The sequence below is a fragment of the Sphingobacterium sp. DR205 genome, from assembly GCF_011064245.1.
In the GTDB taxonomy this organism is placed as follows: Bacteria; Bacteroidota; Bacteroidia; order Sphingobacteriales; family Sphingobacteriaceae; genus Sphingobacterium; species Sphingobacterium athyrii.
In genome coordinates this window covers 5,007,444-5,021,401 of record NZ_CP049333.1, presented here as the reverse complement: position 1 = coordinate 5,021,401, position 13,958 = coordinate 5,007,444, and the positions used below count along the sequence as shown (strand labels likewise).

Below are 13,958 nucleotides of genomic sequence, written 5' to 3'. Positions count from 1 at the left end.
TACGGGTTTTCAAACGAAACTTAGGCTTATAGCGAACGTTTGAATGACTTTTAGTTAAGAGGAAATGAATAAACCTGAAATTACGGATAAAGAGGTGATCTTTGAAGACAATCATCTGATAGCAATCAATAAAAGCGCAGGGGATATTGTACAAGTTGACGAAACCGGAGACCTTTCATTGGAAGATATGGTAAAGATCTACCTGAAAAAGAAATATGATAAACCCAATGATGCTTATGTTGGGGTTATCCATCGTTTGGATCGACCGGTTAGCGGTATGATTCTTTTCGCGAAAACGAGCAAAGCCCTTGAGCGCATGAATAAGTTTTTTCAAGATCGCACGGTAAAGAAAACTTATTTTGCCATTGTGCGCCAACGTCCGAGAAATGCCGAGGGTAAATTGATCAACTGGCTAATTCGAAATAGACAGACGCGAGTGACCAAGGCATTCCCACGTGAAGTGAAGGGCGGTACCTATGCTGAATTGGATTATGCGGTGATAGGTGAGTTGAACGGGTTTTACCTGTTGCGTGTTGAACCGCTTACAGGCCGTACACATCAGATTCGCGCACAGCTGGCGGCGATGGGTTGCCCCATTGTTGGCGATAACAAATACGGATATCCAAGAGGAAGTTCATTGGGAAGTATCTGTTTGCACTCGCGATCGTTGGCGTTTATGCATCCCATCAAAAAAGAGCAGATGACATTGGTGGCGTCATTGCCGCAAGATGGTTTTTGGGACAAATTTGAAGCATTGGTACGCTAATCGTTAAATTTTCAGTAACTTTGGGCTATGAAATGGTTTAAATATCTACTCTTAATATTTACCTTAAGCTGCTCGATGGTGTCTATTTCTCGAGCACAGTGTGCCATGTGTACATTGAATGCCGAAAACGCTACGAAAGAAGGCAATATGCAGGGAAAGGGGTTGAACGACGGTATCTTATTTCTATTGGTAATTCCTTATCTGGCAGCTGCAGGACTAGGCTATCTATGGTATAAAAAATACCGAAAAAAGAATCCGCCAACCAAAAAGTTTATTAACGAGATAAAATAGAATCTAATGCCGACATCTAAATTTCATGCAATGATACATTCCAAATGTCCTAAATGTCATGTTGGAAATGTATTTGAAGGAAAGGTATACAGTTTGCGGAAGCAGCATATGAATGAAGTTTGCCCACATTGTGGTGTTAAATATGAGGTCGAGCCCGGCTATTTTTATGCGGCAATGTATGTTAGCTATGCGCTTTCTGTAGCAGAAATTGTGTCAGTGTCTGTTGCTATTGCGATTTTGACGGGAAGTGAGTCGCCTTGGTTCTATTTGGGAGGTCTGGCTGTTACCATTTTAGTTTTCGCTCCCTTTAATTTTAGGTATTCCCGCTTGATCCTATTACATTTTTTAACGCCAAAAATAAGCTATGAACCTCGCTATGAGCTCGCTTTGGAAATTGGGGAGAAAGATAAGGAAGCGCAGGGTAATAAAAAGAATTAACAATATTTAAAAAAATAAAGAGCTTTATAGCTCTTTATTTTTTTAAATATTTCATTGTACTGTCGAAAAGGAAAACTTTATCCTTGTACGACTCCGAAATAAGTTGTTGTAATGGTATCAAATGCACCTGCTGAAAATCCGTGATATGTTCTTCGGAAGGCAGGATGACTTGAATACAATAAGTCATTCCTTCGTGCGGGGACTGGAGCATTTCCAGAAAATGCACTTGGAATTTTTGGGATTGTACGATATTATCCTCAATCCAGGAAACGATCTCGCGATGGATTGTTTCTTCTGCTATAACAGATACATTGTATAAAAACATAAACAAAAATACGGTTTTATACGCTATTTTTGAATATTACGTTTAATTACTATATCTTGTAAAAATAAGGTTGCATTGACTGCAATTTGGTATTTAATTACAATATTTGGGTTAAATGATAAGGACGTATTCGGGATTATGAGGTTGCAATTTTGGACTGTTTTATTTTTTTGTGCATTGACTATGTTAGGGTGCCAACAACATAAGGTTGACCCTATACCCATTAATCAATTCTTTTCCACACCTGAAAAATCAAATTTTAAAATTTCTCCCAATGGTCGGTTCATTGCTTATATCGGTATGGACAACCATTGCAAAAATATTTATTTGATAGATTTGATGGACAAGGACAGCTCCAAGCAGCTCACTTATCAGAATGATATTAACGTAAAATCCTTTGTCTGGAATAACGATTCCAAAATTTCTTTTTTGACCGAGCAATCTGCCCAGGACAGTTTACGTTTATATGCTGTGGATATTAACACAGAAAAGATTTGGCCCCTAATTAAACCTGCCCGTGCAAGATTCAGGTGGGTTCATCCGATGGTTTCCAATAGCGATAGTTTTGTTGCTGGAATCAATGACCGTGATTCCTCGTTTTTTGATCTTTATCGCATTTATTTGGACGGTAGACCCCGGGAACTGATTTTACAAAACCCCGGTAATATGAGTTCTTGGATTGCATCCAATGATGGGCAGGTGCGTTTAGCAATCGCAAATGATTCGGTACAGCAGTCTGTTCTTTTCCGGGCTTCTGAGAAAGAACCTTTTAAGGAGATTATTCGCTGTGATGTCGAGAGTAGTTTCACTCCGTTGGGATATAAGGATAGTTCAGATCGTATTATTTATGCACTTTCAAATATAAATCGTGACAAGCTGGCTCTCGTTAGTTATGATCTGGTTGATGAAAGGGAATTGGGGGAGCTGTATAGCCATAAAGAGGTCGATGTAAGTCCCGGAGGTTACTTTCCGGAGCAAAACCGCTTGTTGTTTGTTAATTATACAACTTCGAGACAGAGCCGGCATTTTTTTGACGATCAAACAAAACGGAAATATGATGAACTGTCTAAGCAAATTGATGGTTTTGAATTCCAGGTACTCAATACCGATGTTTCGGGAGAGAAAGTCATTATTAAGACCTATACAGATGTTAATCCCGGGGGGATTTATTTTTACGATTTTACATCCAAAAAATTGACCAAATTAGCCGACAATAACTCGGATCTCAAAAGTAAGGAATTGTCTCCCAATGAATTTATTACCTACAAAGCGAGAGATGGCATGACGATCTCAGGGTATTTGACCTATCCAATACATTCCAACCGGAAGGATCTGCCTATGGTGGTACTGCCACACGATGGTCCCAATGGACGCGAAGTATGGGGATTTGACAATGAAGCACAATTTTTAGCGAACAGGGGATATTTGGTTTTTCAGATGAATTATCGAGGTTCAACGGGATTTGGAAAGAAGTTTTGGACTGCTGGATTTAAGGAATGGGGTGGAAAAATTCAAGATGATATTACGGACGGGGTAAAATGGCTAATCAAAGAGGGGATTGCCGATAAAGATCGTGTGGCCATTGTGGGAAAAGGATTTGGGGGCTATTCGGCACTACATGCTGCTTGCTTCAATTCAGATCTGTATAAATGCGCTGTTTCTTATTCCGGATATACCAATCTATTTACCTATTTTAGGGATATTCCACCGTATTTTAAGTCCTATGTACAGAAAATGTATCAGATCGTAGGGAATCCTATTCGGGAAGCGGAGTTGTTTAAAAATATATCTCCTGTTTTCCATTCGGATAAGGTACGGATTCCTGTACTATTAGTCCAAGGGGGCAAAGACCGATTTAGTTCGGTGACAGATGCAAACCAATTTGTTCAGAAATTGAAGAATAACCATGTTCCTGTGCAATATGTCCTGAAGGAAGATGAGGATAGAACTTTTAAAAAAGATGAGAATATATTTGGCTACTATAATGAACTGGAGCGATTTTTGGAAAAATATCTAGCGGACTAGGGGCATTATATGAAAGCAGAGAAATACAGCTATCGAAAAAATTATGGACTATTGTTGATGTTTTTCATCGTCATCAGTGGTTTGTATATTTTTGCGCTTTTTCTATCCAGAAGCTATACCGAGTCCCATATAAAGAATGAATTTACCAATAGGAAATCGGAAATTTTTGATCAAACCTTAATTCCTTTCAATGACTTTTTCCAAAATAGAATTCCTGAGGTCTCGTTTTATCAGGGCTTTTTGGACTCTGTACAAGCCGGAAAATATGCCTACAGTATTTTAAGTTCTTATCCTTTTGTGCGCGAAATCGGTTTTTTTGATTTACAATTTAACAATGATCATAATTTAAATTACGGTTTTATAGTCAATAATTTGAGAATTCAGCCTAAGACCATTACATTTTTTACGGTATCCCGCTCGGGGCTGAACAAAAATACGATCCGTGACCGTGGTCAGATGGGCCTTCATTCGGAGGAAATCAATAACATTGGGGTTAAGCTCGCTACTTATATTGACAAGTTGCAGCCGAATGCGAAACTTTCTGACAAGGATATTTTAAAGGTATTCTATACGATCAGACCCGGACAGATTACCTATTTAAATATACCAAGGGTCAATGATTTGATCGTTTATAAAACCATTATGGAGGGGAATCTGGACCATACTGTCGGCTATGAGCAGGACATGTTCAATTTTCAGATCGACCCAATGTATCTGGAGGTGAAAAATAGTTATGCCAATCTCTATGAAAAGGTGGAGATCGTCCCCTTGGTAGGGGCACCGATTACACCGGAAAATGATGAAATTTCGACAGAAATGCCTTTGCCTGGAGCTTTGGCGGATTATAAACTGCTCTTTAGATCAAGTAAAAGTTTTCTCTCGAAGGAAATAAACCGCAGTTTTTGGCCCGTATTGGGCGGTATATCCTTGATTTATATTATTTTGATCGCTATTCTATATTTAATTTATAGAAATTTAGAAATTAACGGGAGACTTTTTAAATTGCAATATGATTTTATCAACAATTTGACCCACGAGTTTAAGACGCCTGTAAGTGTCATAAAAATTGCTGGAAATAACATCAAGAGTGCACAAGTTTTATCCGATGAGGAGCGAAAGATGTATGGTAATATTTTGGATCAGGAAGCCGACCGGCTCAATAATCTGATGAATAAATTATTGTCGTTTAGTCAAATTGAAAATAAAACCATCAAATTAAATAAGGAGGAGGTAGATCTGGAGGAATTTACCGAAAATTTGGTTGCTTCCTCGAGAATAAAATATGCTGACTTCAAAATTAGCACAAAAATTGATGTAAGAACATCGATGCTTGCGGATCCGGTGTTATTGAGCAGCGTATTTCAAAATATGATAGACAATGCCTACAAATATTCGAAAAATGGGCACAAAATCTTGGATATTGCAATACAACAAAATAAGAAGAATTTTGTTATTACTTTTAAGGATGAAGGAATTGGGATAGAGAAGGCAGAGTTTAACAATATCTTCAAAAAGTTTTATAGAATAAAAAGTCAATATAATCAGCAAGGAAGTATTGGTTTAGGTTTGGCTTTCTGTAAGGAGATCACCGAGTTTATAGGTGGAGAGATTACGGTAAAAAGCCAATTGGGGCAAGGCACTACCTTCACGTTAGTATTTCCGGTTTAAAAAATAAATTTAAATATGAAATATCCATGTTTAGAAAACATGAAAACTTATAATTATAAACTGGATATTCCATAAGACATTTAAAAGACAAATTATTTACTTATGAATAAAGACATCACTGTTGCTGTTATTGAAGATGATGAGAACTTACGTTTCTTGGTAAAACATCGATTAGAATCTGAGGGCTATCAAGTCATCCAAAGCGGAAATGGGAATGAAGCAGAAAGTTTAATCTTGGAGAAACGACCGGATGTGGTCCTCTTAGATTGGATGCTCCCTGGAAAAGAAGGTAACGAGATCTGCGAGGATGTACGTAAAGCAGGATTTGAGAATATCATTATTATGATGACAGCCAAATCCCAGGATGTGGACAAGATTGAAGCGTATAGCTTTGGTGTGACAGACTATATTAGCAAGCCGTTCAATATGGACGTGTTGATCGCAATGATAGATAATAAGGTGAAGTTTTTCCTGCCTAAGAACAGCCCTGAAATCTACAAGTTTGGACAGACAGAACACCATCCGAATATCCATTCCTTGATACGGGATGGCAAAAAGGTCGAATTGACTATTTTAGAGAATAGAATCTTATTACATTTTCTTCAAAACTTAGGTCGGGAGATCACACGTGAGGAGTTGATGGAAGTGGTATGGGGATATAGCTCCAATGTGAATACACGGACGCTGGACATGCACGTTGTACGTCTGCGGAAGAAGATAGAGACAAATCCTGACAAACCGCATTATTTGCAGACAGTACGCGGATTGGGCTATAAATTTGTTGATGAAGAAGAGATTTGATGGATAAGAATTTGTTTTGTTGAAAACAATTATTATCTTCGTATAGATTGAAAGCAAGACCATGTTACCCGAAGAGGGTAATATGGTCTTGTTTCTTTTTTTAAATGTAGAAAATAAGAAAAAGATAAAATTATGGCAGAAGTAACTTATTTTACGGAAGAAGGATTGCGTAAGCTTAAAGAGGAATTAGCTTATCTGAAGACGGAAGGAAGATCTAAAATTGCCAATGCTATTGCAGAGGCAAGAGACAAAGGAGATTTGTCTGAAAATGCGGAGTATGATGCAGCTAAAGAAGCTCAGGGACTTCATGAAGCTAAAATAGCCAACTTGGAGAATACCTTGGCGACAGCCCGATTGATTGACGAATCCAAATTGGATACATCTAAGGTGCTAGCTTTGTCTATCGTTAAGATCAAAAATAAAAAGAATGGTGCTGTGATGACTTATCAATTGGTTGCCGAATCAGAGGCGGACCTTAAGTTGGGCAAGATTTCCGTTAAATCTCCTATTGCTCAGGGATTATTGGGCAAATCGAAAGGTGACACGGCAGAGATCGAAGTGCCTGCAGGTAAGATTGAATTTGAAATTGTAGAGATTTCGAGATAACATATGTCGGTTATGTGCGGTACGCCATAACCGCACATCCGCAAATTAACTTTATATTAAGAAGGTCGGGTTCTAGCAATCGCGACCTTTTTTGTTTATATTTGTTGAGAACATCATACTTAATGTTACTTATGGTCGTTTTTTATCAAATGTATTTAGATCGTAAATGGTAGACGTTAGGCTATCTTTCTGCAAGCCAATGGGCGGTAGAATCGAAGTCTCCTATGCCATACTCATATCTCAATACTTTATTACAAAAAGAGTTTATTCCAATATAGAATAATATGTCAACAATTTTTTCAAAAATCGTCGCTGGAGAGATTCCAGCTTACAAAGTTGCGGAGAGTAATGATTTTCTGGCTTTTTTGGATATCAGTCCTTTGGCGAAAGGCCATGTTTTGGTGATACCTAAAAAAGAAACAGATTACATTTTCGATATCGAAGATGATGAGTACATGGCACTTTGGGTATTTGCAAAAATCGTTGCGCAGGGAATAAAAAAAGTAATTCCGTGTGTTAAAGTTGGCGTGGCTGTTGTGGGATTGGAAGTTGCGCATGCACATATCCATCTTGTTCCGATCAATAAAATAAGTGACCTAAATTTTGCTGGGCCTAAGTTGAGTTTAGGCGAAGATGAACTACATCAGATCGCTGAAACAATCCGGGAGTCCATTATCAGCATAACTGCACAAAATCAATAACAAGATTATATTACACTTGATTTACTTTCGTTTTTTAGAAGAATACTATATTTGTACTTTGTTGTTTTAAAATTATACAGGGAAAAAAGTAGATTTTGATTCTAAAATGGAGAAAACAACATTGATTTTTACTGAAAGTTATGCATGAACTTTTGTTGTCATTTCAACAACTAATGAACCCCGAAGAGCTCCTGAGTTCAGGCGGGTTTTATTTAGTTATATTAATCGTATTTGCCGAAACGGGTCTGTTTTTTGGTTTTTTTCTACCGGGCGATTATTTATTATTTTTAGCAGGACTATTTTGCGCGCTCAATAAGATCGATGTGAGCATTTATACGCTTTGTCTGGGCTTATTGGGAGCAGGAATATTGGGTAATTTTACTGGTTATTGGTTCGGTTATCGAGCGGGCCCCATGTTATTCAAGCGAAAGGATAGTTTTATCTTTAAACGGAAATATGTGGTCATGGCGGAAGAATTTTACCATAAATATGGGGGAACCGCATTAATTATAGGTAGATTTGTTCCAATAGTTCGTACTTTTGCTCCGATCTTTGCCGGTGTTGTAAAATTAGACTTCAAAAAATTCGTTTTATATAATATCAGTGGAGCTTTAATTTGGGTCTTGGTATTAACTCTTTCGGGTTATTTCCTAGGGATAGAGTTTCCTTGGATCATCCATTATGTGGAATACGTTGTGGTTGGAATGATCGTGATCGCATTTTTGCCTATTGCAATAACTTTGCTCAAAAAGCGAATAAAAGACAAAAGAAACAAACAAAATATACAGTAAAATAAAAAATGAGTAAACAAAACCCTTGGCACATGGTTTCTCCAGGTGAGAATGTGCCAAATGCCGTAAATGCTATCATTGAGATTACAAACGGATCCAAAGGAAAGTACGAATTAGACAAAGAAACAGGTTTGTTGCTTTTGGACAGAGTAATGAGTTCCTCTGTTGTCTATCCAGCCAATTATGGTTTCATTCCACAGACTTATTGCGATGACAAAGATCCTTTGGATATTTTGGTAATTTGTTCGGTTGATATTTTACCATTAACATTGGTGGAAGCACAAGTTATCGGTGTCATGAATATGGTTGATGGCGGAGAGCAAGATGATAAAATCATTGCTGTTGCCAAAAATGATCCTATATTCAACTACATTAAAGACATCGATCAATTGCCGCCGCATACCATGAAGGAAATTGTACAATTCTTTGAAAGTTACAAAGCTTTAGAAAAGAAACATGTTATTGTTGAAGGGGTGAAAGGACGTGAAGAAGCACAAAGAATCTTGATAGAGGCTATTGAGTTGTACAAAACAGAATTTGTTAACAAATAACCCCCAGCATGGCGCTCGATATTTTTTGGACATTGTTTTTAGTACTGGCCAACGGTTTTTTCGTTGCGGCCGAGTTTGCTATTGTCAAAGTCCGAATCTCCCAAATTGAAGTTCAGGCAAAAACAGGTAGTAAAGTTGCTACAATAGCCAAAAGTATAACGGAGCATTTGGATGGTTATTTGGCCGCTACACAATTGGGTATTACACTTTCTTCACTGGCCTTAGGTTGGGTAGGAGAGGCTGTAATGACCCAGATTGTGCAGGGGGCTTTAGGTTTCTTTGGTGTTGAATTGACCGGTACGATAGCGACCAACGCAGGACATGTGCTGGCATTTACAATTATTACCGTATTGCATATTGTCTTTGGGGAGCTAGCTCCCAAATCAATTGCCATTCAAAAACCTGTTGCAACAACCATGAAGATTGCGGTTCCACTGCAATTTTTCTACTTTATCTTTAGACCTTTTATTTGGATATTAAATGGTTTTGCTAATTTTCTGCTTAAAATTTTAGGCTTTGAAGTCACTAAAGGTGAATCTGCCCACTCTTCTGAGGAATTACAATACCTCTTGGATAAAGGAAAAGAATCCGGAGCATTGGATATTTCTGAACATGAGTTAATTAAAAATGTCTTTGATTTTAATGAACGTATCGTCAAGAATATTATGGTGCCAAGGACGAAAATTGTTGCTGTCGAAATAACGGCAGACGCTTCAGAATTGATTGAGACCATGACGGAGGAAGGCTATTCACGTCTTCCGATCTACGAAGATAACATTGATCAGATTGTTGGTATTGTGCATACCAAGGACATCCTTCCGCTATTGGCCAAAGGCAAAGAGGTGGTGATGAGAAATATCATGCGTAAACCATACTTTATCCCTGAGACCAAAAAAATCAATGATCTGATGGCCGAGTTTCAGCAGCGACGCCTGCAACTGGCCATTGTACTGGATGAATTTGGAGGAACAGCAGGGATGGCTACCTTGGAGGATATTGTGGAGGAATTGGTAGGGGAGATCCAAGATGAGTACGATGAGGAAACACCAGTTGTGGAACGTATATCTGAAACAGAATATATGGTGGATGCGGGGGCTAGTATTCATGATGTGAATGAGTTTCTTCCGATAGAATTACCTGAAAGTCAGGATTACGATACAATGGCCGGATTGGTCAGTGAAATCTTTGATAAAATTCCTGAGGTAGGTGAGCGGAAACAGGAATACGGTTATGTGTTTACAATCATCCGCAAGGCGCAGCAGAATATCGAATTTGTTAAATTAGAACTGGTCGAGTCGACGGATGACGATCTAGCGGAATAAGATCACAACGAACAGTACATGCAGTTATTTTTTACACCGGAATTAAATCCTTCTTTAGAAAATTTTATCCTCTCTGAGGAAGAAAGCAAGCATGCTGTCCGTGTACTTCGTATGAATACGGGAGACCGTTTATATTTAATTGACGGTCGTGGCGGCCTTTACGAAGCTGAAATTATAGATCCACATCCGAAACGTACTGTACTTCGCATATTAAGTGTCAAAGAGAACTACCAACAGCCAAACTATCATTTGCATATTGCTGTTGGACCGACCAAGAACATCGACCGTATCGAGTGGTTTTTGGAGAAAGCTACCGAGGTCGGGATTCAAGAGATTACACCTATTATTTGTGAGCATTCCGAGCGCAAGGAGGTGAAGTTGGACCGCTTGAACAAAGTCATTGTGTCAGCCATGAAACAATCTTTGAAAGCGTATTTGCCAAAACTTAATCCTGCGATACCCTTTAAACAGTTTTTAAAAGACCTTCCAAAGGAAGGTGTCCAAAAAGCAATTGCACATTGCGTTGATTCGGACAAGAAGTATTTGAACGAGGTATTTGAAGCCGGACAACATTATATCATTTTGATAGGTCCGGAAGGAGATTTTTCAGCCGAGGAAATCGATCTGGCAATAGCTGTAGGGTTTCGGCCAATATCGCTTGGCGAAGCACGTTTACGGACCGAGACAGCGGCATTGGCGGCTTGTCTTGAGACCTCGCTACTCAATAGATAATTTAAGCTATCTTTTAGTGTTTCTATGTGAATCCGATCTAATAATATAGATAAGATTCAGCATAGAAGAGGATATGTTTATTTTACAAGTTCAGCATCGACGATCTGAATTTCGGAATTTCCTTTCAGTGGGTCCTTTGTAAAAATCATCTTTCCTTTGAGCTTGATGGGATCTTCGGAAAATTTTATTGCTCCCCCTTTTAAGGTCACTTCTACCATAGGTGGTATTCCATTGGAACCACAAAATTGACATTGCATGACAGGTAGCACAGACATCATAAAGTTCTTATGATTACGGCCACTGTGTAGGGGCACCATATAGCCCGGTAATTCGACCACTTTGTTTTCAAGCGCTTTGAGCTCTTTCGGATAAAAAGGAGTATATACTTTTTTTGCACCATTATAGGTTACTTTATAAGCCATTTTATCAATGGCATCCCATGTTTTGTTCATCATGGGTGTATGATCAGGCACATCGGGGTTGCTGCCGATCTGTGCCTGTGCTTGCATGATATAGAAAAATATAAAGGCGAATGCTGTGATAATTTGTTTCATCTGTTTAATTTTTTGTAGTTGCGGTGAAGCGATTAGATTTATTCTGTATGATGAATAAATCATAATGGTTTCATCTGTTTTAGTATTGAGTATATTGTATTGCGTACTGAGATTTTGCCGAAGCAAATCCAGAATTTATCTTGTATATGCTATTCTTCGTTTTTTTACTCCAATACGCAGTTGTCCTATTTGTTTGATAAAGTACCGGCTATACTTGTCCTATACGCTTTCACAGCGGGAATCAGCGCTGCTAGCACGCCGATGAGGCAAGCAACAAGCAAAAATACCAATTCTTTTGGATGTAGCCTAAAAGCTTCGATAAAGTCAGCACTCTGGCTCGTTTGGTTACTGATATAATATAATGCCAGATGTGCCAATAACAGCCCGACTAGTCCGCCCACGATTGTTATGGTCAGGCCCTCCAATAGGACAATGGTAAATAATTTTCCTTTAGACGCACCGAGTGTACGCATAATGGCCAGATCATATTTACGTTGTTTCAGCGCATTGTAGAGGTTAATAAATACACTCAGCCCAGCAATGAGCATGATGACATAAGCAAGGATCGCTAAAGAATCTATCCCTACGCCTAGGAGTGAAAACAGACGTGTACTTTCCATAGCAGGAGAAGCTGCTTGCATATCTGTTTGTTGGTCGATCATTTTAGGCAATATACCGATAGCTGCCGGTGACTGGTATTTTATTAAAATAGCTGTTATTTCAAGACCATTTTGTTTGACCATATCGGCTCCAATAGATTTGACAAATACCCCTTCCTCTTCGTGTTCGTGGTCATCATGATCGTGATCATGATGTTCTTTTTCATTGGTTGCCACTTGTCCGGTAGCATTTTCCGGCAAGTCTTCTCCATGGTGATGTAAATGTGCTTTGACTGTTTCCTGACGGTCTTCTTCCCGTTCACGTTGTTCTTTTTGTGCTGCGGTTTCGTTGTCAGCATGAGCATGGGCGATACCATGAACATCCCAGACGCTTTCGAGATTGGTCAATATGAGGTTATCGGTTACATTGTTATTTTGTTTTAGAATACCTACGATGGTAAAAGGATGTTCGTCGTGACTATGGCCATCCTTGCTGAGTCCATGGGAGCTGTTGATCTGGTCACCTATTTTCAAATGGTGCTTTTTTGCGACCTGCTCACCGATAACGGCTTCAAAGTCTTTTTGCCAGATGCGGCCTTCATTTATTTTGGTATTGTAGATGGTCAGAAAAGAAGAGTCCGTCCCCACAATTCGATGTCCCTTAAAGTTATCACCTAATGACAAGGGGACCGCGAGTTGAACAAGCGGGTTTTGGCGCAGGGGTTCGAGTTCATCCAAAGGTATATTTCCAGTTGGGTTGTCGATATGATATACGCTGGATAAGATCAATTGAAGTGGACTGCCCTTAGCTCCGACAACAAGATCAATGTTACTGCTATTATTGTCAAGTTGTTTTTCAAATGTATCACCTGTGATAGAAAGCACAGCTAAGATGGAAATTCCAAAAGCTGTCAGCAAGATACTAAGAAAGACAGAGCCAAATTGTCTACTTAAATTTTTCCAAACCAACTGTATCGTATTCATAACAAATTCTAAAGCTAAAAGGGTGAATGACTATATGACGTATTCAATTATTTTAAGATATACATTTTTGAGAACTGATCTCTAATCCGTTTGTCATGTGTGGTGATCAAGAGGGTTGAGCCGGCGGTATCTGCAATATCCAAAAGTAGTTCCAGCACACGATTTGTATTGCTGTCATCCAAAGCAGCTGTGGGTTCATCCGCGATGAGCAGGGCAGGCTTATTGATCACACTACGAGCAATCGCGGCACGTTGTAATTGGCCACGACTTAATTCATTCGGATAAGCCGCAGTTTTGTGATCCAGTTGCAGTTGTTTCAAGACCTGATGAATCTGATTCACATCCACCTTTTTTCCTGCAAGGGACTGTGCCAATTTGATATTTTCCAACAAAGTTAAATTTTTGAGAAGGTGTGCCTCCTGGAATATAAAACCGATATATTGAGATCTGAATTTGTCTAGTTTGCTATTAGATAATAGGGAAAGATCCTGATTATTAATTTTAACGTGCCCTGTTGCGGGTTTAGATAAGCCGCCCAACATGTTCAGCAAGGTTGTTTTTCCAGTTCCTGAATCGCCCAATAATAGCGTGTGCTGTCCTTTCTCGATGTGGATGTCCGGAAATGCGATGCTTTTAGCATTCGTATATTGGAATGTTAGCTGTTCAGTAGATACGATCGGGTTGCTCATATGCTCAAAAATTGAAAATCTATTCAAACTTAGAGAAATTGCTTTGTATATGCAATATAATTGCAATAATAAGATCATTCTCGGCATTTCGTCTCACACAGAGGTGATACTTTTT

The 13,958-nt window shown here is 38.8% G+C and carries 16 protein-coding genes; 12 read left to right on the top strand and 4 right to left on the bottom strand.

Translation table 11 applies throughout. The features are described 5' to 3' along the window. Positions 1-64 precede the first annotated feature (64 nt). From G6053_RS21715 to G6053_RS21705, 3 genes are read left to right on the top strand one after another with little or no spacing between them, the layout of a single operon-like run. Complete coding sequence (locus G6053_RS21715; RefSeq protein WP_165308451.1) at positions 65-766, top strand: RluA family pseudouridine synthase; 702 nt, start codon at positions 65-67, stop codon at positions 764-766. Positions 767-793: 27 nt separating this feature from the next. Then, positions 794-1,057 carry a hypothetical protein gene (locus G6053_RS21710; protein WP_108635704.1) on the top strand — a complete coding sequence of 88 codons (264 nt, stop codon included), beginning with the start codon at positions 794-796 and terminating at the stop codon, positions 1,055-1,057. Between the two features lie 30 nt (positions 1,058-1,087). Then, complete coding sequence (locus G6053_RS21705) at positions 1,088-1,495, top strand: DUF983 domain-containing protein (protein WP_241254797.1); 408 nt, start codon at positions 1,088-1,090, stop codon at positions 1,493-1,495. A gap of 34 nt (positions 1,496-1,529) precedes the next feature. On the opposite strand, the gene G6053_RS21700 is transcribed toward G6053_RS21705, so the two are convergent. After that, a complete protein-coding gene (locus tag G6053_RS21700) occupies positions 1,530-1,820 on the bottom strand; it encodes a DUF4286 family protein (RefSeq protein WP_165308449.1) in 291 nt (96 codons plus the stop codon). A 183-nt stretch (positions 1,821-2,003) separates the two neighbouring features. On the opposite strand from G6053_RS21700, the gene G6053_RS21695 reads away from it, so the two are divergent. From G6053_RS21695 to G6053_RS21655, 9 genes are all read left to right on the top strand, one after another. Beyond that, positions 2,004-3,845, top strand: a complete 1,842-nt coding sequence (locus G6053_RS21695) for a S9 family peptidase (protein ID WP_241254796.1) — start codon at positions 2,004-2,006, stop codon at positions 3,843-3,845. A gap of 9 nt (positions 3,846-3,854) precedes the next feature. Beyond that, on the top strand, positions 3,855-5,513 hold the full coding sequence (locus G6053_RS21690) for a HAMP domain-containing sensor histidine kinase (protein ID WP_108635708.1): 1,659 nt from the start codon (positions 3,855-3,857) through the stop codon (positions 5,511-5,513). A 102-nt stretch (positions 5,514-5,615) separates the two neighbouring features. Then, positions 5,616-6,314 carry a response regulator transcription factor gene (locus G6053_RS21685; protein ID WP_077438378.1) on the top strand — a complete coding sequence of 233 codons (699 nt, stop codon included), beginning with the start codon at positions 5,616-5,618 and terminating at the stop codon, positions 6,312-6,314. 132 nt (positions 6,315-6,446) lie between these two features. Then, positions 6,447-6,920, top strand: coding sequence for a transcription elongation factor GreA (greA, locus tag G6053_RS21680; RefSeq protein ID WP_108635709.1), 474 nt, complete (start codon positions 6,447-6,449; stop codon positions 6,918-6,920). A 284-nt stretch (positions 6,921-7,204) separates the two neighbouring features. Next, positions 7,205-7,621: an HIT family protein gene (locus G6053_RS21675; RefSeq protein ID WP_108635710.1), complete on the top strand. Its 417-nt coding sequence runs from the start codon at positions 7,205-7,207 to the stop codon at positions 7,619-7,621. Positions 7,622-7,761: 140 nt separating this feature from the next. After that, a complete protein-coding gene (locus tag G6053_RS21670) occupies positions 7,762-8,412 on the top strand; it encodes a VTT domain-containing protein (protein WP_108635711.1) in 651 nt (216 codons plus the stop codon). An 8-nt stretch (positions 8,413-8,420) separates the two neighbouring features. After that, positions 8,421-8,963 (top strand): inorganic diphosphatase, encoded by a 543-nt coding sequence (locus tag G6053_RS21665; RefSeq protein WP_108635712.1) that lies wholly within the window; start codon positions 8,421-8,423, stop codon positions 8,961-8,963. An 8-nt stretch (positions 8,964-8,971) separates the two neighbouring features. Further along, the gene (locus G6053_RS21660) at positions 8,972-10,285 is read left to right on the top strand and encodes a hemolysin family protein (RefSeq protein WP_108635713.1); all 1,314 of its coding nucleotides are present in this window, start codon (positions 8,972-8,974) and stop codon (positions 10,283-10,285) included. 18 nt (positions 10,286-10,303) lie between these two features. Continuing rightward, positions 10,304-11,017, top strand: a complete 714-nt coding sequence (locus G6053_RS21655; protein WP_165308445.1) for a 16S rRNA (uracil(1498)-N(3))-methyltransferase — start codon at positions 10,304-10,306, stop codon at positions 11,015-11,017. Positions 11,018-11,094: 77 nt separating this feature from the next. On the opposite strand, the gene G6053_RS21650 is transcribed toward G6053_RS21655, so the two are convergent. The 3 genes from G6053_RS21650 to G6053_RS21640 all read right to left on the bottom strand — a co-directional run bounded on the left by G6053_RS21650 (position 11,095) and on the right by G6053_RS21640 (position 13,843). Next, on the bottom strand, positions 11,095-11,571 hold the full coding sequence (locus G6053_RS21650) for a hypothetical protein (protein ID WP_108635715.1): 477 nt from the start codon (positions 11,569-11,571) through the stop codon (positions 11,095-11,097). A gap of 185 nt (positions 11,572-11,756) precedes the next feature. Beyond that, positions 11,757-13,154: an ABC transporter permease gene (locus G6053_RS21645; RefSeq protein ID WP_165308443.1), complete on the bottom strand. Its 1,398-nt coding sequence runs from the start codon at positions 13,152-13,154 to the stop codon at positions 11,757-11,759. Positions 13,155-13,201: 47 nt separating this feature from the next. Next, positions 13,202-13,843, bottom strand: coding sequence for an ATP-binding cassette domain-containing protein (locus G6053_RS21640; protein ID WP_165308442.1), 642 nt, complete (start codon positions 13,841-13,843; stop codon positions 13,202-13,204). Positions 13,844-13,958: the final 115 nt, after the last annotated feature.

Bases quoted from the DNA above. Each gene is read 5' to 3' on its own strand.
- G6053_RS21715 (WP_165308451.1), top strand. From the start codon at position 65: ATGAATAAACCTGAAATTACGGATAAAGAGGTGATCTTTGAAGACAAT.
- G6053_RS21710 (WP_108635704.1), top strand. From the start codon at position 794: ATGAAATGGTTTAAATATCTACTCTTAATATTTACCTTAAGCTGCTCG.
- G6053_RS21705 (WP_241254797.1), top strand. From the start codon at position 1,088: ATGATACATTCCAAATGTCCTAAATGTCATGTTGGAAATGTATTTGAA.
- G6053_RS21700 (WP_165308449.1), bottom strand. From the start codon at position 1,820: ATGTTTTTATACAATGTATCTGTTATAGCAGAAGAAACAATCCATCGC.
- G6053_RS21695 (WP_241254796.1), top strand. From the start codon at position 2,004: ATGTTAGGGTGCCAACAACATAAGGTTGACCCTATACCCATTAATCAA.
- G6053_RS21690 (WP_108635708.1), top strand. From the start codon at position 3,855: ATGAAAGCAGAGAAATACAGCTATCGAAAAAATTATGGACTATTGTTG.
- G6053_RS21685 (WP_077438378.1), top strand. From the start codon at position 5,616: ATGAATAAAGACATCACTGTTGCTGTTATTGAAGATGATGAGAACTTA.
- greA (WP_108635709.1), top strand. From the start codon at position 6,447: ATGGCAGAAGTAACTTATTTTACGGAAGAAGGATTGCGTAAGCTTAAA.
- G6053_RS21675 (WP_108635710.1), top strand. From the start codon at position 7,205: ATGTCAACAATTTTTTCAAAAATCGTCGCTGGAGAGATTCCAGCTTAC.
- G6053_RS21670 (WP_108635711.1), top strand. From the start codon at position 7,762: ATGCATGAACTTTTGTTGTCATTTCAACAACTAATGAACCCCGAAGAG.
- G6053_RS21665 (WP_108635712.1), top strand. From the start codon at position 8,421: ATGAGTAAACAAAACCCTTGGCACATGGTTTCTCCAGGTGAGAATGTG.
- G6053_RS21660 (WP_108635713.1), top strand. From the start codon at position 8,972: ATGGCGCTCGATATTTTTTGGACATTGTTTTTAGTACTGGCCAACGGT.
- G6053_RS21655 (WP_165308445.1), top strand. From the start codon at position 10,304: ATGCAGTTATTTTTTACACCGGAATTAAATCCTTCTTTAGAAAATTTT.
- G6053_RS21650 (WP_108635715.1), bottom strand. From the start codon at position 11,571: ATGAAACAAATTATCACAGCATTCGCCTTTATATTTTTCTATATCATG.
- G6053_RS21645 (WP_165308443.1), bottom strand. From the start codon at position 13,154: ATGAATACGATACAGTTGGTTTGGAAAAATTTAAGTAGACAATTTGGC.
- G6053_RS21640 (WP_165308442.1), bottom strand. From the start codon at position 13,843: ATGAGCAACCCGATCGTATCTACTGAACAGCTAACATTCCAATATACG.